The sequence below is a fragment of the Trichococcus sp. ES5 genome (assembly GCF_900067165.1).
Lineage (GTDB): Bacteria > Bacillota > Bacilli > Lactobacillales > Aerococcaceae > Trichococcus > Trichococcus flocculiformis.
This window is the reverse complement of the sequence record NZ_FJND01000024.1, coordinates 1-21138: the sequence shown is the minus strand read 5'-3', so window position 1 is coordinate 21138 and position 21138 is coordinate 1. Positions and strand designations below refer to the sequence as shown.

The following is a 21138-nucleotide window of genomic DNA, read 5'->3' as shown; positions in this document are numbered from 1 at the left end:
AGACTTGCCTTAGCCCTTTTCTTTTAGGCGAAAGAAAGAAGAGGAGGACGGGAAATGAGAAAATACCTGAAAATGATCCGCAGAGGCGATCTGCTCATCATCCTTTTTTTGATGGCGGCTTCCTTCCTGCCGTTGGGGGTCTTCTCCTATCATCAAGCCAACGCTGAGAGCGCGGATAACATCGCGGTCATCAGTGTGGATGGTAACGTGGTGAAGGAATTTGTCCTGAAGGATGACGGCAAAATGGAGACGTATGTCTATCAGGACGACCATGGGCATGAGAACGTAATCGTGCGGGAAGGGGCCCAAATCCGGATTACTTCCGCCGATTGCGACGACCAATTGTGTGTGCGTATGGGCGCGAAGGATGGCATCGGGGAGACAATCATGTGTCTGCCGAACCGCGTGTTGGTTGAAATACGCGGTGCCCAAGGGACGACCGCTGACGATGAAGAGGCCCTCGACATCATCTCCTGACAAATACTTAAGGGCAGAACAAAAGGAGTTCAGTATGAAAATTCATTCGATGTGGGACCAGTATCCGCTGTTGCAGGCGGAATTGGTCGCCACCAATGAGCTGTTGGAAAAAAATATAACGCTCAAAAATCAAGCGGTCAGGGAAGCGATCCTGTCGCGGCTGCTCTCGGGCGGGAAAATGCTGCGGCCGGCCTATTGCCTGTTGTTTTCCTACTATTCCCCGGAACGGGATGCGGAACGGGCGCAAGCGATCGCGGCCGCGGTGGAATTGCTGCATACCGCGACGCTGATGCATGATGACGTGATCGATGAGGCCGGCACCCGCCGCGGCCAGGAGACGATGAACCGGGCATTCGGTAACCAGATTGCCGTCTATTCGGGGGATTACCTGTTCACGGTCTGCTTCCGCTTGCTGTCCGATTATGCCGGAGACGCGGCTGTGCTGAAGATCGACACGAACGGGATGGAAAGTATCCTGATCGGCGAGCTTAATCAAATGGATATGCGCTACAATCCGGACATGCGCATGCGCGATTATTTGCGCCAAATCCAAGGAAAAACGGCCCAATTGTTCGCGTTGAGCTGCTATGCCGGTGCCTATGGATCGGATGAGGACGAAAAGTTAGCGCAGCTGGCCTATCGGGTTGGCCACGACATCGGCATGGCCTTCCAGGTCATGGATGATGTCTTGGACTACACGCAGGACGAAAAGACATTGGGCAAGCCGGCTCTGAGTGACTTCCGCAACGGCATCTACACGGCGCCTGTGCTGTACGCGATGCAGGCCGACCGCAAAGCTTTCGCTGCTTATATCGCCAAAGGGGCGGATGTGACTGCTGAGGAGCTCGCGGAGATCCATGGTTTGGTGGAACGCTACGGCGGCAATCGCGCTGCACAGGCCTTGGCCAAGAAGTACACGACGAAAGCGCTGAAACTGATCAAAAAGTTGCCGGATCATCCCGTAAAGGAAACGCTAACGAAATTAACTGAGCAATTGCTTTATCGCAATATGTAGCAAAGCCTCTACTACGCGGTATGTGGATTGATAGCATCTCATTTTAAGACAAAACATTAGAAAATACTGGTTTTTTGTTAAATATATAGATTTTATTTGGCTAAAGATGTAACAAATGGTATGATAAGTAAGTGGATAGATATAGGGAGCTTGTGATTGGCATCACATATCTAACCGCTACCATAAAAAAGAACAGGGTGGGATAGATTATGAAACTAAAGAAAACGTTATCTACGGCAACTCTTTTGTTGGCATCAACTTTCGTATTAGCAGCTTGCGGCGGTGCTGACACAGAAACTGAATCTTCAGAAGCAGCTTCATCAGAAGTTGTGGTTGAGTCTTCTTCAGAAGCTTCTTCAGAAGCGGCAGCTGAATTACAGGACGGCACGTACACATTGGTTGAAAAGAACTTCGACACACGTGGCTGGAAAACTGAATTCTCGATCACTGTAGTGGACGGAAAAATCACGGAATCGGCATACGAGAACGTGAACGAGGCCGGCGCGAAGAAATCCGAAGATGCAGACTACCAAGCTAGAATGGTAGAAAAAGCTGGCGTGGGTCCTGCTGATTACTTCCCTGCATTGAACAGCCAATTGGTTGAAAAACAAGATCCGGAAGCAGTAGAAGTCGTTACTGGTGCAACAGGTTCTAGTGATACTTTTAAAAAGTACGCTCCAATGTTGGTTGAAGCAGCTGAAGCTGGCGACACAACTACAATCGAAATCGATAACGTAGTCGAAGAAGAATAAGCTGGATTTCCGCCTTTTTAGGTGGATTCGGCAAGAAAAAAGATTATCATAGACAGGTAGGGACAGCGTTCTTGTTCCTGCCTGTCTTTTTAAATGTAGATACGGGGTGAGCGGATGAAAAAATATATCAATAAGGCCAGTCTGGCTGGCGCATTGTCGCTGGCGCTCCTTTTTGGGGGCTGCGCCAACGGGGACGTGCAGGAAGAAACGGCGATACGGAAAGAACCTTACGAGAAAACGGAATTTCTGATGGGCACCTATGTGACGGTGCGCGTTTATGATGAAGGCAAAGAGGCGGTGCTGGAAGAAGCTTTCGCTCATGTCGAGGAACTGGCCGATAAGATTACGGTGAATGAACCTGGATCTGAGATCGATGCGATCAACGCTGTTGCCGGGACGGAAGCGGTTGAACTATCTGAGGATATCTACCCGTTGGTGCGGAGTGCTTGGGATTACAGCAAGGCGTCCGATGGTAATTTCGACCTGTCGATTGGGCCAATCACGGAACTGTGGCACATCGGCTTCGAGGATGCTAGGAAGCCGGAGCAGAGTGAGATCGATGCGGCGCTGGCGTTGGTCGATTACGAACGCGTCGTGCTGGATGATGCAGCGCGGACGGTTCAGTTGGCTGATGCGGCGATGCGCTTGGACTTGGGTGCCATCGCAAAAGGATATATCACCGACGAAGTGAAGGATTTGTTGGCGGAGAATGGTGTTACGACGGCCATCATCGATCTTGGCGGCAACGTTTATGTCATGGGCGGTTCGCCTTTGCGTGAAGGGGAGTCTTGGAATGTAGGCATCCAGGATCCGATGGCTGCGCGTGGGGAAACGATCGGCAAGACGAAACAAAAAAACCGTTCGATCGTGACTTCAGGCATTTACGAACGCTATATCGAAGTGGAGGGTGTCAGCTATCACCATCTGATGGATCCGGAAACGGGCTATCCGTTCGATAACGATATCGCCGGTGTTTCTATTTTGTCCGATAAGTCGATCGATGGTGATGCCTTGTCGACGCTTGTCTTTGGCCTCGGGAGGGAAGCTGGTCTGGCCTATGTCAACGAACGGGATGATATCGAAGCCGTTTTTGTGACTAAGGACAAGAAAGTCTACGTTTCGGATGGATTGATTGATAATTTTGAACTGACGAACGACGATTATGTTTGGGAAAATGAATAGGGGTGAAAGAGATGACTGTACCTGTATTTTTGGAATTTGTGGAAATCAAGACTAAGTTAGCCAGTTTGTTTCCGTTTGTGCTGGGTACCTTGTTTACGCTTTATCATTTCGGCAGCATCAATGCGCTGAACACTATTTTATTCTTTATAGCGATGGTCGTATTTGATATGGCGACGACGGCCATCAATAACACGATGGATTATGTAAAGGCGAAGAACCTGGTCTACCGCGATGAGGAGAACATCCTCGGAAAGGCTGGAATTTCCGTCAAACAAGCAGCCAAAATCATCGTTTCAATGATTGCTTTTGCGGCGCTGCTGGGATTGATACTGACTGCGAGAACCGATCTGTTGCTGCTGATGATTGGGGCACTCTGCTTTGCGATTGGGATTCTTTATACATTCGGGCCTTTTCCGATTTCGCGGATGCCCTTAGGTGAAGTGGCATCAGGGCTGACGATGGGCTTCGGAATCTTTTTCATCGCTGTTTTCGTGAATGTGCCGGCCGGAACGTTGGCGTCGTTTCTGTTGCAATGGCCGAATTTTACGTTGGCTGGAAGCATCGCGAATCTGCTGATCATTCTCTTGCAGTCAGCGCCGTTGGTGTTCAGCATCGCCAACATCATGTTGGCGAACAATATCTGCGACTATGAAACGGATATTTCCAATCACCGCTATACGTTGACTTTCTATATCGGGAAGCCCGTTGCAGTGCGTCTTTACGCCTGGTTGTACTATGGGGCTTTCGCCGCAACGACCCTTTCGGTATTGTTCGGAATCTATCCGGTTTGGATGCTGTTCATTTGGGCGATCTTCCCGATTGTTCAGCGCAACATCAACCGTTTCAAAGCTAAACAGGACAAAGCGACGACTTTTGACTTGGCAATCAAAAACCTGATTCTTTACCATGGGTTGGAGATCATCCTGTTGATCGTGTCTCTGATCCTGAAATGATCACCATCAGAAACGGAGCCCCTGCGGATGAGTTTTTCCTGAAGGAAATGACTTATCAGGCGATTTATTCGCCCAAAGGCGGGGGCTTTTTGCCGCGCAAAATATTGGAAGAACCTGCAATCCGGCGCTACTATGCGGACTTCGGCAGAGAAGGCGACGTGGCATTCATAGCATTATCGGATGATAAAGCCGTCGGAGCGGTGTGGGTTCGGCTTGCGACAACGGCCCAAAAAGGCTACGGTTTCGTACGCTCAGATGTGCCCGAACTCACAATCGCGGTGCAGCCGGCCTTCCGCGGGCGCGGTATCGGGACGGCGCTGTTGGAGCAGATGCTGACGCATCTGCATGCAACGGGTTTGGAGGCAGTGTCCTTGAGTGTGTCCCGCTCTAATCCGGCGCGCAAGCTCTATGAGCGGCACGGATTTTCCCTTGTGAAAAACCAGAAAAATTCTTGCACAATGTTGATTGAACTAACATGACTATACAAGTTAGCGTTTTCATTAAAATTCCTTAAGAATGCCCTTGGAATTGTGTCTGAAATGTTACTTCACGCTTTTAATGAAAAGGCAGTTGCGTTATAATGGCTGAGGATTCAAAGTACCTTATCTTTCAGAATCTTCATTTATTAATCAATAAAGCGCTATATTCATTTCCTGCATTATCCGTCCGTTTAAATAAAGAGAACAAGGTCAGTTGTCCTGTAACGGAGCTTTCCTTGTCCCTATTTGGAGGATTTAAAATGAAGGACAAAATTTTTGGTATTTTGCAGCGTGTTGGGCGTTCGTTTATGCTGCCAATCGCCATTTTGCCAGTAGCCGGACTCTTTTTGGGTATCGGTGGGTCATTTACTAATGCTACGACACTAGAAACATATGGTTTAACGGAACTGATGGGTCAAGGGACGTTCGTTTACGATGTATTGAACGTTATGAACCAGGCCGGATCGGTTGTCTTTGGGAACTTGCCGTTGATCTTCGCTGTCGGCTGTGCCATCGGTATGGCGAAAGCTGAAAAAGCGACTGCATCTTTGGCTGCTGTCATCGCCTTCCTGATCATGCATTCATCCATCGGCGCTATGATCGTAGCCCGTGGCGGCGCAGATCAGTTCATCGAAGGATCTATCTCAAACGTATTGGGTATCGAATCGTTGCAAATGGGTGTTTTTGGAGGTATGATCGTCGGTTTGGGTGTTGCTGCACTTCATAATCGCTTTTATAAAATTCAATTACCAGCTGCGCTTTCATTCTTTGAAGGCACTCGTTTTGTTCCGATCATCTCATCGATCGTCTACTTGTTCGTAGGTATCCTTATGGTCTTTATCTGGCCGCCAGTACAAGAAGGCATCAATGCGATCGGTGCTTTGGTACAAGGTTCCGGTTACGCTGGAACATGGCTCTATGGTTTCATGGAGCGTGCGTTGATTCCTTTCGGTCTGCACCACGTATTCTACTTGCCTTTCTGGCAAACGGCTGTGGGCGGCACGATGGAAGTCGGCGGAGCAATGATCGAAGGTGCGCAAAATATCTTCTTCGCACAATTGGCTGATCCTGACACAACCATCTTCAGCGTTGCGGCTACACGTTTCATGTCAGGTAAATTCCCGTTGATGATCTTCGGTTTGCCTGGTGCTGCTTTAGCGATGTACCGCACAGCTAAACCAGAAAAAAGGAAAGAAGCCGGCGGACTATTGTTGTCTGCTGCCTTGACTTCCATGCTTACTGGTATCACTGAGCCGTTGGAATTCACATTCTTGTTTGTGGCGACACCGTTGTATGTCATCCACTCTGTTTTGGCCGGTGGTGCTTACATGTTGATGCATATGTTCAACGTTGGCGTCGGTATGACTTTCTCAGGCGGATTCATTGACATGTTCCTTTACGGTATCCTGCAAGGGAATGCCAAAACGAACTGGATTTGGATCGTATTTATCGGAATTGCTTACTTTGTAATCTATTACTTCTTGTTCTCGTTCTTGATCAAGAAGTTCAATTACAAGACGCCGGGTCGTGAAGATGATTCGACTGAAGTGAAGTTGTATACGCGTGCCGACATGAATGCGAAAGCGCAAGAAGGCGCTGCAGACATTGCCTCAGTCGTGAAGAACGAGACGGATGAAATGTCCGCTTCCATCGTTTATGGTTTGGGTGGCGCAGCGAACATCGTGGACGTCGACAGCTGTGCAACTCGTCTGCGTACAACCGTAGCAAACGGAGATTTGGTTGATGCGGAATTATTGAAAGGCACGGGAGCATCCGGCGTCATCCATAAAGGAAACGGCGTTCAAGTTGTTTACGGACCGAAAGTTTCTAACATCAAATCAAACTTGGAAGAATTCATCGAAAGCGGCAGTGCCGCAAAACTGCCTTCGAAAGAAGATTATTATGGTCTGAAGGCTGTTGAAAAAACAGAAGAAAAAGTTGTTGAAACAACAGCAGCACCTGCTGTTGAAGAAAAAGCGACAGTTGCCACTACTTTACGTTCGCCGATCGCGGGTACCGCTATTCCCTTGTCGCAAGTGGATGACGCTGCCTTCGCTAGCGAAGCATTGGGTAAAGGGGTCGCAATCGAACCTGCAGTCGGAGAGGTTGTTTCGCCGATCAATGGTAAAGTCGTAATGGTTTTCGACACGAAGCATGCTATCGGTCTTGAATCGAATGAGGGCGTTGAAATTTTAATCCACATCGGATTGGATACAGTCAATCTGAAGGGTGAAGGTTTCACTACCCATGTTAAAGCTGGAGATCTTGTTGAGATCGGAGACAAATTGGTTGATTTCGATATCGACTTCATCAAGGCGTCCGGTTACAAAACAACGACTCCTATGGTAATCACGAACACTTTCAATTACAAAAACATTGAAGTTGTTGCAGAAGGTACTGTAGATCTTGGCGATGCAATCGTTACAGTTCAATAAGAAGTAAGATTCAACACGGATAAGGTAATGCAGAAATGAATAGCGCAACAAAAAGGTTTCCTGTCTCAGATCAGGAGGCCTTTTTGTATTTTTCGGCGTATCCACCCAAATAAAAAGGTTGACTATTTGGGATAGGCGCTCTAATATTAGCTTGTATTGTGTACACAAATAGAGAGAAAATAGGTGAGCGACATGGCTATCAGAAAAGCCGCATTAGCCTGTACCGTATGTGGATCAAGGAACTATACCATCACACCTACTGAAAAAGGTCGTACAGAACGTTTGGAAGTCAAGAAATTTTGCCGGTACTGTGGGAAGCATACCTTGCACAAAGAAACGAAATAAAGACGAAACTGGCAACAGATAGTAGGAGGAGAAGCATGAAATTTCTGAAGAGCGTAGCGGATGAAATGAAGCAAGTGACTTGGCCGACTGGTAAGGAATTAGCAAAATATACAAATACGGTTGTCGTTACAACCATTCTATTCGGAATATTTTTTGCCGTAGTAGATTTTGGGATCACAGAAGCAATGAGTTTAATCTTAAATTAAAAAGAAGATTTGTAGCCATACAGTCTTCGTGATGCTATAATGTTAACGCCGTACAGAAGAAACCTTTCAACGACAGGAAGGTTTTTTTGTTTACAATAAATGAAGTCTAATAAAAATCCACCAAGAAGGAAGATGCGAAAAATGGAAACGATCGAAAACGAAAAACAATGGTATGTGTTGCACACTTATTCAGGCTATGAGAACAAAGTGAAACTGAACATCGAATCACGTGCGCAAAGCATGAACATGGAAGACCATATCTTCCGCGTTGTTATCCCGGAAGAAGAGCAAGTGGAAGTGAAGGACGGAAAAGAGAAGGCGACTACGCAAAAAACCTTCCCTGGTTATGTGTTGGTTGAAATGATTATGTCTGATGAAGCGTGGTTCGTAGTCCGTAACACGCCGGGCGTTACCGGTTTCGTTGGATCGCACGGAGCGGGCAGCAAGCCGTCTGCGTTATTGAATGAAGAAATCGAAGTCATCCTGAAGCGTATGGGTATGAGCACGCGTACGCATGATGTGAACTTTGAAAAAGGCGAGCCCGTCACCATCACCGATGGCGCATTCAACGGTCTGTCAGGATTCGTTGAAGAAGTGGACAGCGAAAAAGGCAAGTTGAAAGTCATGATCGAAATGTTCGGCCGCGAAACGATTGCCGAGCTCGATTACGACCAAGTAGACAAAGGCTAAGAAAAGCGGAACGGGTTCGTTCAGCCCTGATAGAAATTTAGGAAATCGTGCCGACTGAGCATCGTAGAGCGCAATAGGTACGATTTATCTAATTTCCGAAGGGCTAACCCGTGAAGCTAGCCATCGCTTTAAGAGGAAGGACTATTTTTCAAACTTTTAGATCACCTAAGGGGATGCACTAAAACTCTTAGGGAAATTTAGATGTTAGCTAAAAAAACTATTGCATTTATTTGGGTGTGCTGATATAATATATCGGTACGTTCAGGCGTATGGATTGAGTGGGAGGGGAAATCTTAACCCCATTAAACCACATCACGAACAATCAAGGAGGTATGTCTCGTGGCTAAAAAAGTTGTTAAATTAGTTAAGTTACAAATTCCTGCAGGTAAAGCATCTCCTGCTCCACCGGTAGGTCCAGCTTTGGGTCAAGCACAAGTAAATATCATGGGATTCTGTAAAGAATTCAATGCACGTACTGCTGACCAAGCAGGTATGATCATTCCCGTCGTCATTTCTGTATATGAAGATCGTTCATTCACCTTCATTACAAAAACTCCTCCAGCTCCAGTATTGCTGAAAAAAGCTGCAGGTATCGAATCAGGTTCAGGCGAACCAAACAAGAAAAAAGTTGGTACCGTAACACGTGACCAAGTTAAAGAAATCGCTGAAACAAAAATGGTAGACTTGAATGCAGCAGACGTAGAAGCTGCTATGCGTATGGTCGAAGGTACTGCCCGTTCAATGGGTATTACAGTTCAAGACTAATTCAAAATGCAGCTTCTCATGTGGCCTTCCGAACGCTCAAAAGGTGTTCCAGGCCACACGTGGGAGGTTAATCCGTTAAAACCACAATCTAGGAGGAAAATTCAATGGCTAAGAAAAGTAAAAAATTCCAAGATGCTGCGAAAAAAGTAGATTCTACTAAATCATATTCAGTAGAAGAAGCAGTAGCATTAGCGAAAGAAGTCGATTTTGCAAAATTCGACGCAACTGTTGAGGTCGCTTACCGTTTAGGGATCGACACTCGTAAAAATGACCAACAAATCCGTGGAGCAGTTGTGCTTCCAAACGGAACTGGTAAAACACAACGCGTTTTAGTGTTCGCTAAAGGCGAAAAAGCTAAAGAAGCTGAAGCTGCTGGTGCAGACTACGTAGGCGACGCAGATATGGTTCAAAAAATCCAAGGCGGATGGTTTGAATTTGATGTTGTCGTTGCAACTCCTGACATGATGGGTGAAGTTGGACGTTTGGGTCGTGTATTGGGACCTAAAGGCTTGATGCCAAACCCTAAAACAGGTACTGTAACAATGGACGTAACAAAAGCTATTGACGAAATCAAAGCTGGTAAAGTTACATACCGTGCTGACAAAGCTGGTAACATCCACGTTCCTATCGGTAAAGTATCATTCGACGATGCTAAATTGATGGAAAACTTCCGTACAATCCACGATGTAATCTTGAAAGCTAAACCAGCAACTGCTAAAGGCCAATACGTTAAAAATGTAAGTGTAACAACTACATTTGGACCTGGCGTTAAAGTGGACGCAAGCTCTTTATAAAAAAACCTTGACCTCAGCGACTATCTTTGGTATAGTCGTTGAGGTTAATATATGCTTACCGAAGACAGCAGGGGGTGCGAGCCTTAATATACCTGCCGAGGAAGAATCCAATGAGATATTTATGGATCCTCTATGTCTAGGTGACATAGAGTTTTTTGTTTTTACAAGAAATTCTATCATAAAATCCAGGGGGTGAAATATAAGATGAGTGAAGCTGCTATTGCACAAAAACAACTGTTGGTTGAAGAACTGACAACAAAAATCCAAGAATCCGCATCTGTAGTCGTTGTTGATTATTTAGGTCTTACTGTTGAACAGGTGACTGAATTAAGAAAACAATTGCGTGAAGCTGGCGTAGAAATGAAAGTTATCAAAAACTCTCTAATGGTACGTGCTGCTGTCGCTGCAGGTTTGGAAGGTATGGAAAGCATCTTCAAAGGACCTACTGCTGTTGCATTCAGTTCTGAAGATGTTGTAGCTCCAGCCAAAATCATGGCTGAATTTGCAAAAACTGCTGATAAACTAGAAATCAAAGGTGGTATCGTTGAGGGTAACGTTTCTTCTAAAGAAGAAATCGAAGCTTTGGCAAAACTACCAAACCGCGAAGGTATGCTTTCTATGTTGCTTTCAGTACTACAAGCTCCAGTCCGCAACTTTGCGTTGGCTATTAAAGCTGTATCCGAGAAAGACGGCGAAGCTGCATAATTTGCAGTTCTGCTAGATGAACCAAAACACAAGCCTCTTTAATGGAGGCACAAAAAAACTTAAACCAAAAACGGAGGAACACAAAATGTCATTAAACATCGAAGCAATCATTGCTGACATCAAAGTAGCAACAGTTCTAGAATTAAACGACTTAGTAAAAGCTATCGAAGAAGAATTCGGCGTAACAGCTGCAGCTCCAGTAGCAGCAGCAGGCGCAGTAGCAGCAGCAGAAGAAGAGCAAACTGAATTCAACGTTGAATTAACTTCAGCTGGAGATTCTAAAATCAAAGTAATCAAAGTTGTACGTGAAGCTACAGGCCTAGGCTTGAAAGAAGCTAAAGCTCTAGTTGACGGCGCTCCTGGCGTTATCAAAGAAGCTGTATCTAAAGAAGATGCTGAAGCATTGAAAGCTCAATTAGAAGAAGTTGGCGCTTCTGTAACAGTTAAATAATCTTTTTTCAAAAGATTATTTCTACAGAAACACAATTCTAGATTGTGTAAATAGACTGGCCAGGATAAGCAATTATCCTGGCTTTTCTTGTATTTTCCCTGCAGTGTCGGACTTCCGTCAGAAGGAGTTGGAAATATGTCAAATCATTACTACACAAAGAATCCTGAGACCGAAAGCAAGGAAGCTTCCTGGACTTTCCCTTTGAGGGGCCGTGAGTTTCGTTTCATCTCGGACAGCGGTGTCTTCTCCAAAAAAACGGTCGACTTCGGTTCGCGCTTGCTGATCGAAACGTTCCGCTTGAATGAGGAGGTTGCCGGGGATATCTTGGATGTCGGCTGCGGCTACGGTCCGATGGGGCTGGCGCTTGCCTATGCCTATCCTGCAAGATTGGTGGAGATGGTGGACGTAAACGAGCGGGCTATGTCTTTAGCGCGCAGAAATGCGGAAGCCAACAACATCCGCAATGTGAAAGTCTACGAATCGAATACCTACGACCAAGTGCCAGAAGAAAGGCAATTCGCTGCAATCGTCAGCAATCCGCCGATCCGCGCCGGTAAACAGGTCGTCCATCGGATCCTGTCGGAAGCGCACGTGCATCTCTTGCCGGGCGGCATGCTGACTGTAGTCATCCAGAAGAAGCAAGGCGCGCCAAGTGCTGAGCAGAAAATGCTGGAAGTCTTCGGGAATGTCGCAGTCATTGCCCGCGACAAAGGCTATTGGATCATCCAATCGGTCAAAGCCTAGCACGCGTCCCGAATTGGATGCGAGCGAAAGGCTGTTGACAAATGAAAATCATGTGTGTAGAATAGTAAGGTAATATAGACGCATAAGATAATTCAGAAAACGCGACTGAAATATTGTCCAGACGCGCTTTTCGAGGCAGAAAACAAAAGAAAGAGTAATTTTCTCAGAAATTGCAACCTTCTTTTGGTTTTTTTTTGCCAAAAAAACGTTGCGGATTGTATATGTAACAAAAACGTAACACTTGTTGCGAAAATGCAACATAAGAGTGTGTTGTCGCTAAAGGTCTAAATTTAAGTAGGGGTGAAGAAGTTGTTAGGGCATAATGAAAAATTCGGGAAACAACGTACCCGCAGAAGTTATTCGCGTATCAGTGAAGTGTTAGAACTTCCTAACCTGATTGAGATTCAAACGGATTCTTACAAATGGTTCTTGGAAACTGGGATCAAAGAGATGTTCAAGGACATCACGCCGATTGAAGATCACACAGGGAACTTAGCATTGGAATTTGTCGATTATGAATTCCATGATCCAAAATATACTGTTTCAGAAGCACGTGCACATGATGCCAACTACTCGGCACCGATTTATGTAAAACTACGCTTGATCAATAAAGAAACAGGCGAAATCAAAGACCAGGAAGTTTTCTTTGGTGATTTCCCATTAATGACAGACATGGGTACCTTCATCATCAATGGAGCGGAACGTGTTATCGTCTCCCAATTGGTTCGTTCTCCAGGCGTTTATTTCCATAATAAGATGGACAAAAACGGGAAAGAAAGCTTCGGCAACACGTTGATTCCTAACCGTGGCGCGTGGTTGGAGTATGAAACGGATGCGAAAGATATCTCTTACGTCCGTATCGACCGTACCAGAAAAATCCCGTTGACCGTTTTGGTCCGCGCATTGGGCTTCGGTTCGGATGATCAGATTCTTGAGATCTTCGGCGACAACGAAAGCTTGCGCCTGACTATGGAAAAAGATGTACATAAGAACGCATCAGACTCCAGAACAGAAGAAGCGTTGAAAGACGTCTACGAGAGACTTCGTCCAGGCGAACCGAAAACGGCCGACAGCTCACGTAACTTGCTGAATGCCCGTTTCTTCGACCCAAGAAGATATGATATGGCTCCTGTTGGACGCTATAAAGTAAACAAAAAATTGAATGTCAAAACACGCTTGTACAACCAGACATTGGCTGAAACATTGGTCGATCCTGAGACAGGTGAAATCATCGCGGAAAAAGGAACCGAATTGGATCGCGGCGTAATGGAACGCTTAGCGCCTTATTTGGATAACGGCTTGAATCAAGTGACGTTGTACCCTACTGATGATGGCGTTGTGACTGATCCGGTCGTTCTGCAGGTAGTGAAAGTCTACTCCAAGAAAGACCCTGAGAAAGTCATCAACATCATCGGAAATTCCGAAATTGCTGACGATATCAAACATCTGACGACTGCCGATATCTTTGCTTCCATGAACTACTTCTTCAACCTTTCTGAAGGACTGGGAACAACGGATGACATCGACCACTTGGGTAACAGACGTATCCGTTCGGTCGGAGAGTTGTTGCAGAACCAATTCCGTATCGGTTTGTCACGGATGGAGCGTGTCGTGCGCGAACGAATGTCCATCCAGGATGTTTCTACCGTAACACCGCAACAATTGATCAATATCCGTCCGGTAGTGGCTGCAATCAAAGAATTCTTTGGTTCATCCCAATTGTCGCAGTTCATGGACCAAACGAATCCGTTGGGCGAATTGACACACAAACGTCGTCTTTCTGCCTTAGGACCCGGTGGTTTGACGCGGGACCGTGCCGGATATGAAGTCCGAGACGTTCACTATTCCCACTATGGCCGTATGTGTCCGATCGAAACGCCTGAGGGCCCGAATATCGGACTGATCAACAGTTTGTCCAGTTATGCGAAAATCAACAAATATGGCTTCATTGAAACACCTTACCGTCGTGTCGACTGGAACACGCATAAGGTTACCAATATCATCGACTACTTGACTGCTGACGAAGAAGATAACTTCACCGTAGCGCAAGCCAACTCGGTCCTATTGGAAGACGGAAGCTTCGCCAACAACATCGTCATGGCCCGTTATATCCATGACAACTTGGAAGTTCCGATTGAACGCGTCGATTACATGGACGTTTCTCCAAAACAAGTAGTTGCTGTCGCTACAGCCTGCATCCCGTTCTTGGAAAACGATGACTCCAACCGTGCCTTGATGGGTGCCAACATGCAACGTCAAGCGGTTCCGCTGATCAACCCGCAAGCACCGTTCGTCGGTACCGGGATGGAATACAAAGCCGCTCATGACTCAGGTGCAGCCCTGTTGTGCCAAAATGATGGTGTGGTTGAATACGTGGATGCCAAAGAAATCCGTGTCCGTCGCGATAATGGTGCTTTGGATAAATACGAAATCATCAAGTTCCAACGTTCCAACTCAGGAACTTGCTATAACCAACGTCCAATCGTAGCTTTGGGCGACCGTGTCGATGTCGGTGAAACATTAGCGGATGGCCCATCTATGGAAAAAGGCGAAATGGCTCTTGGGCAGAACGTTTTGGTTGCCTTCATGACTTGGGAAGGTTACAACTACGAGGATGCTGTTATCATGAACGAACGTCTTGTCCGTGATGATGTGTACACTTCTATCCATATCGAAGAATACGAATCAGAAGCACGTGATACGAAGCTTGGACCTGAAGAAATCACTCGCGAATTGCCTAACGTCGGCGAAGATGCTTTGAAAAATCTTGACGAGCGCGGCATCATCCGCATTGGTGCGGAAGTCAAAGACGGGGATATCCTGGTCGGTAAAGTCACTCCTAAAGGGATGACCGAACTGTCTGCGGAAGAACGTCTATTGCATGCCATCTTCGGTGAAAAAGCGCGCGAAGTGCGTGATACCTCGCTACGTGTTCCTCACGGCGGTGGCGGTATCGTCCACGATGTGAAGATCTTTACCCGTGAAGCAGGGGATGAATTGTCACCTGGCGTGAATTTGTTGGTGCGTGTCTACATCGTTCAAAAACGTAAGATCAACGAAGGGGATAAAATGGCCGGACGTCATGGTAACAAAGGGGTTGTATCCCGTATCATGCCTGAAGAAGATATGCCATACATGCCAGACGGCACTCCTGTTGATATCATGTTAAACCCTCTAGGGGTACCATCGCGTATGAATATCGGACAAGTATTGGAACTTCACTTAGGCATGGCTGCCCGTTCATTAGGCATCTACGTCGCATCTCCAGTATTCGATGGTGCGGATGAAGATGACGTTTGGGGTACTGTGGCTGAAGCCGGTATGGCGAACGATGCCAAAACAATCCTTTATGATGGCCGTACAGGTCAACCTTTCGATAACCGTGTGTCCGTCGGCGTCATGTACTATCTGAAACTTTCCCACATGGTTGATGATAAATTGCATGCTCGTTCAACTGGACCATACTCTTTAGTTACGCAACAGCCGTTGGGTGGTAAAGCTCAGTTCGGTGGACAACGTTTCGGAGAAATGGAAGTTTGGGCACTGGAAGCTTATGGTGCTGCCTATACATTGCAAGAAATCTTGACATACAAATCAGATGATGTTGTCGGTCGTGTGAAAACATACGAAGCGATCGTCAAAGGCGAAACAATTCCTCGTCCAGGTGTACCTGAATCATTCCGCGTATTGGTGAAAGAATTGCAAGCACTCGGATTGGATATGAAAGTGCTTGATGAAGCAGAAGAAGAAATCGAATTGCGCGACATGGATGAAGAAGATGATGTTGTGAATATGGAAAGATTAAATAAACAATCTGAAGCAATGAAGAGAGACTAATCCGTGTTCCCGGACGCTGCTGAAGCGTTCGGGCGCATGTTTGATCAAAGCGCATTGCCTCACGAGAAACGCAGATAGAGCATTTTGGGCAGCTCAAAGAATAAAGGGAGGTTGGCCCCTTGATAGACGTTAATAAATTTGAAAGTATGCAAATCTCTTTGGCTTCTCCTGATAAGATCCGTAGCTGGTCTTACGGGGAAGTTAAAAAACCAGAAACAATCAACTACAGAACACTGAAACCTGAAAAAGAAGGTTTGTTCTGTGAGCGAATTTTTGGACCGCAAAAGGACTGGAAATGTTCATGTGGTAAATACAATGGTATCCGTTACAAAGGCATCGTTTGCGATCGCTGTGGCGTTGAAGTAACCCGCGCTAAGGTCCGTCGTGAAAGAATGGGCCATATCGAATTGGCTGCTCCTGTAACCCATGTATGGTACTTCAAAGGGATTCCTAGCCGTATGGGTCTTGTATTGGATATGAGCCCGCGCGCATTGGAAGAAATCATTTACTTCGCTTCCTACGTTGTCATCGAACCGGGTGACACTGTGTTGGAATCGAAACAGTTGCTGACGGAAAGAGAATACCGTGACAAACGAGCGCAATTCGGAAACAGTTTCCATGCGGCCATGGGTGCGGAAGCCATCAAGCAACTGCTTGATCGCGTCGATGTCGATGCTGAATGTGAAGAACTGAAAGAAGAATTGAAATCCGCGACCGGACAAAAACGTACGCGTGCAATCCGTCGTTTGGATATCCTGGATGCTTTCCGTTCTTCAGGGAACAAACCTAGCTGGATGATCATGGATGTAATCCCGGTTATCCCTCCAGATTTGCGTCCGATGGTTCAATTGGAAGGCGGCCGTTTCGCAACAAGTGACTTGAACGACCTTTACCGTCGTGTCATCAACCGTAACAACCGTCTGAAACGCTTGTTGGACCTGAACGCACCGAACATCATCGTTCAGAATGAAAAACGCATGCTGCAGGAAGCTGTCGATGCTTTGATCGATAACGGTCGTCGCGGCCGTCCTGTAACAGGACCAGGTAACCGTCCATTGAAATCACTTTCGCACATGTTGAAAGGGAAGCAAGGACGTTTCCGTCAAAACTTGCTGGGTAAACGTGTTGACTACTCCGGACGTTCCGTAATCGTAGTTGGACCTTTCCTGAAAATGTACCAATGCGGCTTGCCGAAAGAAATGGCGATCGAGTTGTTCAAACCGTTCTTGATGAAAGAATTGGTTGCCCGTGATATCGCAAGCAACATCAAAAATGCAAAACGCAAAATCGACCGTATGGACGATGATGTCTGGGATGTATTGGAAGATGTCATCAGAGAACATCCGGTATTGCTGAACCGCGCACCGACGCTTCACCGTTTGGGTATCCAAGCATTTGAACCGGTACTTGTCGAAGGTAAAGCAATCCGTCTGCATCCGTTGGTATGTGAAGCCTATAACGCCGATTTCGATGGTGACCAAATGGCCGTCCACGTACCGCTGGGCGAAGAAGCACAAGCAGAGGCGCGTCTATTGATGCTGGCTGCACAGAACATCTTGAATCCAAAAGATGGTAAACCAGTCGTAACCCCATCCCAGGATATGGTCTTGGGTAACTATTACCTGACGCTGGAAGAAATCAATAAAGTCGGCGAAGGAATGATCTTCTCCAACGCTGAAGAAGCGGGTCTGGCTTATGAAGGTGGATTTGTCCATCTGCATACCAGAGTAGCGATCAGCACGAATTCGTTGCCTAAGAAACCATGGACAGAATGGCAAAGAGGCCGTCTGTTGGTGACGACAGTCGGTAAGATCTTCTTTAACGAAATCATGCCGGATGAATTCCCGTATTTGAACGAACCAACGCAATTCAACTTGGATGTAGCGACTCCGGATAAATACTTTGTTGAAGCCGGCGAAGACGTTCAGGCGTTCATCAAGAAACAAGAAATTGTCGGACCGTTCAAGAAGAAATACCTTGGAAATATCATTGCTGCCGTCTTCAAGAAGTTCCAAGTAACAGAAACTTCGAAGATGTTGGACAAAATGAAGGACCTGGGTTACAAAATCTCGACTCGTGCAGGTATCACTGTAGGGATCGCCGATATCCTGGTATTGGAATCCAAAGCAGAGATTCTGGAAAGAGCGCACAAAAAAGTCGATAACATCACGAAACAATTCCGTCGTGGTCTGATCACCGATGATGAAAGATACAACAGCGTCATCACAACTTGGAATATGGCGAAAGATGAAATCCAGATCGAACTGATGAAGACATTGGGACAAGAAAATCCGATCTTCATGATGAGTGATTCCGGAGCCCGTGGTAACATCTCCAACTTTACACAGTTGGCGGGTATGCGTGGTCTGATGGCCGCTCCAAACGGTAAGATCATGGAATTGCCGATCACTTCGAACTTCCGTGAAGGACTAAGCGTTTTGGAAATGTTTATCTCTACCCATGGAGCTCGTAAAGGGATGACCGATACAGCCTTGAAGACAGCCGATTCAGGTTACCTGACTCGTCGTTTGGTTGACGTTGCGCAAGATGTTATCATCCGTGAAGACGATTGCGGAACCGATCGTGGTCTGATCGTCCGTTCGATCCAAGAAGGCAATGAAGTCATTGAGGCATTGGAAGAGCGTCTGATTGGTCGTTATGCTCAAAAAACAGTGGTTCATCCTGAAAACGGCAAAGTTCTTGCAGTTCATAACCAATTGATCACAGAAGATATGGCCAAAGAAATCATTGATGCCGGTATCGAAGAAGTGACGATCCGTTCCGTGTTCACATGTAACACAAGACACGGCGTCTGCAAACGTTGCTACGGCCGTAACTTGGCTACTGGTTCCAATGTTGAGGTCGGTGAAGCAGTCGGTACAATCGCTGCCCAATCCATCGGTGAACCGGGTACTCAATTGACCATGCGTACATTCCATACGGGTGGGGTTGCCGGAGACGATATCACACAAGGTTTGCCGCGTATCCAAGAAATATTTGAAGCGCGTAATCCGAAAGGGCAAGCTGTCATCACAGAAGTTACAGGGGAAGTTGTCTCCATTGATGAAAGTGCGTCCGATCGTTCCAAAGAAGTAACAGTCAAAGGGATCACGGATACAAGAACGTATACCATTCCTTACACTGCACGTACGAAAGTGGCTGAAGGCGACATCGTTCACCGTGGGGATCCGTTGACTGAAGGGTCCATCGAGCCTAAGAGCTTGCTGCGCGTCCGCGATGTATTGTCTGTTGAGACGTACTTGCTGCGCGAAGTTCAGAAAGTATACCGTATGCAAGGGGTAGAAATCGGCGACAAGCATATCGAAGTTATGGTCCGTCAAATGTTGCGTAAAGTCCGCGTTATGGATCCGGGTTCAACAGATATCCTGCCAGGTACACTGATGGACATCTCAGATTTCGAAGACCGCAACCGTGCTGTCATCAACGCTGGGGAAGTTCCAGCAACAGCCCGTCCAGTTCTTTTGGGAATCACAAAAGCGTCATTGGAAACAAACAGCTTCTTGTCTGCTGCTTCCTTCCAAGAAACGACTCGTGTCTTGACGGATGCTGCAATCCGCGGCAAGAAAGACTCCTTGTTGGGTCTTAAAGAGAATGTTATCATCGGTAAGATCATTCCTGCTGGTACAGGTATGGCCCGCTACCGTAAGATGGAGCCAAAAGCCGTCGAAGCCGAAAGTGAGAGCGTCTATAGCATCACTGATACAGCCGAAATGGGTTCTGACCTATCTGACTACAAAGCGTAAAAAGATGAACGTCCCGGAAAAGCAATTTGCTTTTCCGGGGCGTTTTTTTGTCGTTTGTATGTTTTTTTGAGCATAAATACAATTCCCTAAGAAAATGCGAGAGGCGTCAAAGCACCAAGCCCATTTGCGTAAAGTGCACCACAACGGCAGAAGCGGCGAGAAAGGGTCCGAACGGCAATCTACGCTGCAAAGAGCTGCCTTTTGTCAGATGGGTGTACAAAAAACAAAAGCCTGCGAAGAGGCTGGCCAACAGGATGATGAACAAGGTTGGTTCCAGCCCGAAAGCGAGGCTCAAGATCGAAAGCAGTTTGACGTCGCCGCCCCCGATTCCATCAGGAAGAGCGAGTCCGGTGAAGAACAGCAATGAAAAGATCACAAAAAAACTAATGAAGGCTGCTGGCCAATCCGTAGTAGGAAGAGTCATTTGATGAAATACGACACCGAAAAACAACAAGAGCTGAAAGCGATCAGGAATCAACAGATAGAGATAATCGGCAATCGATATGACCAGCAGCAACGAGAATATAAAGGCGAGAGCAAGCAACTGCAACAAGTCTGTTGCGTAGAAATAATAGAGAAGGCATGTCACGAAACCGGAAATGATTTCCGAAGCGAAGTACATCGGATCTATTTTTGTTGTACAGTAAGCACATTTCCCGCGGTGACATACATAAGAAACGATTGGAAAAAGATCTGTTGTCTGCAGTGTATGCTGGCAATGGACGCAGTGGGAGCGTGTGGTGGTGAAGTTTTCTTTGATGGGGATACGCGTTCCGAGTACAGTGAAGAAGGATCCGAAAATGGCTCCGAAATAAAAGATGGATATATAAACGATGATGATCAAAACAATTCCTCCTTTACGAACAAACTGATTATAGTATCCGCAACTAGTCTGTTGAATCTTTTTGTGCGCGGGTTTGGAAAACATGTAGTGCCCATTTTTAAAAATATTCCTTTTATTGTTGACAAGACATCCGTTAGATGGTAGAATATTTAAGTTGTCAAATTAATATTTTGTCCCGATGGAAAATAGTTGTTGACAGATGGTTGTGTATTTGATAATATATAAGAGTTGCTACTGCAGTTCGAAAGCGTCTGAAGTATCTCGAAAAAATATTTCGAAAAGGCGTTGACGCCGGGCTGGTTAAGTGGTATTATAAATAAGCAATCACGTAATACGTGATGCGCGATTGACCTTTGAAAACTGAACAAAGAATGAACGAACCAAATGTGCAGGGAGCTTAGACTTCGGTCGAAGCAAACGAAGGCGATACATCGTATCGCAAACATAAAGTCAGCAAGAAATTAAGAGCTTTTCAGCTTTTCATGAGGGTTTCTGTACAAGAGCCCACATTACATGAGAGTTTGATCCTGGCTCAGGACGAACGCTGGCGGCGTGCCTAATACATGCAAGTCGAACGGTCTTTTCTATGGAAGCTTGCTTCCACTGAGAAGATAGTGGCGAACGGGTGAGTAACACGTGGGTAACCTGCCCATAAGAGGGGGATAACATCCGGAAACGGGTGCTAATACCGCATAGTTTT

General features: G+C 46.3%; 18 protein-coding genes, 1 rRNA gene and 1 other annotated feature. Of the genes, 18 read left to right on the top strand and 1 reads right to left on the bottom strand.

Going from position 1 to position 21138, the window contains the following annotated elements; all coding sequences use genetic code 11:
- Positions 1–54 precede the first annotated feature (54 nt).
- From TES5_RS13265 to rpoC, 17 genes are all read left to right on the top strand, one after another.
- Positions 55–477: a NusG domain II-containing protein gene (locus TES5_RS13265; protein WP_068562467.1), complete on the top strand. Its 423-nt coding sequence runs from the start codon at positions 55–57 to the stop codon at positions 475–477.
- A 34-nt stretch (positions 478–511) separates the two neighbouring features.
- Complete coding sequence (locus TES5_RS13260) at positions 512–1492, top strand: polyprenyl synthetase family protein (RefSeq protein ID WP_068562466.1); 981 nt, start codon at positions 512–514, stop codon at positions 1490–1492.
- Positions 1493–1701: 209 nt separating this feature from the next.
- A complete protein-coding gene (locus tag TES5_RS13255) occupies positions 1702–2244 on the top strand; it encodes an FMN-binding protein (RefSeq protein WP_068562465.1) in 543 nt (180 codons plus the stop codon).
- Positions 2245–2370: 126 nt separating this feature from the next.
- On the top strand, positions 2371–3426 hold the full coding sequence (locus TES5_RS13250) for an FAD:protein FMN transferase (protein WP_369813500.1): 1056 nt from the start codon (positions 2371–2373) through the stop codon (positions 3424–3426).
- An 11-nt stretch (positions 3427–3437) separates the two neighbouring features.
- Positions 3438–4379, top strand: a complete 942-nt coding sequence (gene menA, locus TES5_RS13245) for a 1,4-dihydroxy-2-naphthoate polyprenyltransferase (protein ID WP_068562463.1) — start codon at positions 3438–3440, stop codon at positions 4377–4379.
- On the top strand, positions 4376–4858 hold the full coding sequence (locus TES5_RS13240; RefSeq protein WP_068562462.1) for a GNAT family N-acetyltransferase: 483 nt from the start codon (positions 4376–4378) through the stop codon (positions 4856–4858). Before menA ends, TES5_RS13240 begins: the two co-directional genes overlap by 4 nt.
- Positions 4859–5118: 260 nt before the next feature.
- Positions 5119–7293 carry a PTS sugar transporter subunit IIABC gene (locus tag TES5_RS13235; protein ID WP_068562461.1) on the top strand — a complete coding sequence of 725 codons (2175 nt, stop codon included), beginning with the start codon at positions 5119–5121 and terminating at the stop codon, positions 7291–7293.
- 192 nt (positions 7294–7485) lie between these two features.
- On the top strand, positions 7486–7638 hold the full coding sequence (rpmG, locus tag TES5_RS15055) for a 50S ribosomal protein L33 (RefSeq protein WP_072763840.1): 153 nt from the start codon (positions 7486–7488) through the stop codon (positions 7636–7638).
- A gap of 35 nt (positions 7639–7673) precedes the next feature.
- Positions 7674–7844, top strand: coding sequence for a preprotein translocase subunit SecE (gene secE, locus TES5_RS13230; RefSeq protein WP_068562460.1), 171 nt, complete (start codon positions 7674–7676; stop codon positions 7842–7844).
- Positions 7845–7985: 141 nt separating this feature from the next.
- Entirely contained in the window at positions 7986–8534 is a 549-nt protein-coding gene (gene nusG / locus TES5_RS13225; protein WP_068562459.1) for a transcription termination/antitermination protein NusG, read from the top strand.
- Between the two features lie 339 nt (positions 8535–8873).
- On the top strand, positions 8874–9299 hold the full coding sequence (gene rplK / locus TES5_RS13220; protein ID WP_068562458.1) for a 50S ribosomal protein L11: 426 nt from the start codon (positions 8874–8876) through the stop codon (positions 9297–9299).
- 104 nt (positions 9300–9403) lie between these two features.
- Positions 9404–10093, top strand: a complete 690-nt coding sequence (gene rplA / locus TES5_RS13215) for a 50S ribosomal protein L1 (RefSeq protein WP_068562457.1) — start codon at positions 9404–9406, stop codon at positions 10091–10093.
- A 40-nt stretch (positions 10094–10133) separates the two neighbouring features.
- Positions 10134–10260, top strand: a sequence feature (ribosomal protein L10 leader region).
- A gap of 37 nt (positions 10261–10297) precedes the next feature.
- Entirely contained in the window at positions 10298–10798 is a 501-nt protein-coding gene (rplJ, locus tag TES5_RS13210) for a 50S ribosomal protein L10 (protein ID WP_068562456.1), read from the top strand.
- An 85-nt stretch (positions 10799–10883) separates the two neighbouring features.
- Complete coding sequence (rplL, locus tag TES5_RS13205) at positions 10884–11249, top strand: 50S ribosomal protein L7/L12 (RefSeq protein WP_068562455.1); 366 nt, start codon at positions 10884–10886, stop codon at positions 11247–11249.
- Positions 11250–11384: 135 nt separating this feature from the next.
- A complete protein-coding gene (locus TES5_RS13200) occupies positions 11385–11993 on the top strand; it encodes a class I SAM-dependent methyltransferase (protein WP_068562454.1) in 609 nt (202 codons plus the stop codon).
- Positions 11994–12302: 309 nt separating this feature from the next.
- Complete coding sequence (gene rpoB, locus TES5_RS13195; RefSeq protein WP_068562453.1) at positions 12303–15830, top strand: DNA-directed RNA polymerase subunit beta; 3528 nt, start codon at positions 12303–12305, stop codon at positions 15828–15830.
- 119 nt (positions 15831–15949) lie between these two features.
- A complete protein-coding gene (rpoC, locus tag TES5_RS13190; RefSeq protein ID WP_068562452.1) occupies positions 15950–19594 on the top strand; it encodes a DNA-directed RNA polymerase subunit beta' in 3645 nt (1214 codons plus the stop codon).
- A gap of 106 nt (positions 19595–19700) precedes the next feature.
- On the opposite strand, the gene TES5_RS13185 is transcribed toward rpoC, so the two are convergent.
- Entirely contained in the window at positions 19701–20438 is a 738-nt protein-coding gene (locus TES5_RS13185; protein ID WP_068562451.1) for a prepilin peptidase, read from the bottom strand.
- 509 nt (positions 20439–20947) lie between these two features.
- On the opposite strand from TES5_RS13185, the gene TES5_RS13180 reads away from it, so the two are divergent.
- Positions 20948–21138: ribosomal RNA gene (locus tag TES5_RS13180) — 16S ribosomal RNA — on the top strand; the annotation flags it as partial.

Coding starts and splice junctions, on each gene's coding strand:
- TES5_RS13265 (WP_068562467.1), top strand. CDS start 55: ATGAGAAAATACCTGAAAATGATCCGCAGAGGCGATCTGCTCATCATC.
- TES5_RS13260 (WP_068562466.1), top strand. CDS start 512: ATGAAAATTCATTCGATGTGGGACCAGTATCCGCTGTTGCAGGCGGAA.
- TES5_RS13255 (WP_068562465.1), top strand. CDS start 1,702: ATGAAACTAAAGAAAACGTTATCTACGGCAACTCTTTTGTTGGCATCA.
- menA (WP_068562463.1), top strand. CDS start 3,438: ATGACTGTACCTGTATTTTTGGAATTTGTGGAAATCAAGACTAAGTTA.
- TES5_RS13240 (WP_068562462.1), top strand. CDS start 4,376: ATGATCACCATCAGAAACGGAGCCCCTGCGGATGAGTTTTTCCTGAAG.
- TES5_RS13235 (WP_068562461.1), top strand. CDS start 5,119: ATGAAGGACAAAATTTTTGGTATTTTGCAGCGTGTTGGGCGTTCGTTT.
- rpmG (WP_072763840.1), top strand. CDS start 7,486: ATGGCTATCAGAAAAGCCGCATTAGCCTGTACCGTATGTGGATCAAGG.
- secE (WP_068562460.1), top strand. CDS start 7,674: ATGAAATTTCTGAAGAGCGTAGCGGATGAAATGAAGCAAGTGACTTGG.
- nusG (WP_068562459.1), top strand. CDS start 7,986: ATGGAAACGATCGAAAACGAAAAACAATGGTATGTGTTGCACACTTAT.
- rplA (WP_068562457.1), top strand. CDS start 9,404: ATGGCTAAGAAAAGTAAAAAATTCCAAGATGCTGCGAAAAAAGTAGAT.
- rplJ (WP_068562456.1), top strand. CDS start 10,298: ATGAGTGAAGCTGCTATTGCACAAAAACAACTGTTGGTTGAAGAACTG.
- rplL (WP_068562455.1), top strand. CDS start 10,884: ATGTCATTAAACATCGAAGCAATCATTGCTGACATCAAAGTAGCAACA.
- TES5_RS13200 (WP_068562454.1), top strand. CDS start 11,385: ATGTCAAATCATTACTACACAAAGAATCCTGAGACCGAAAGCAAGGAA.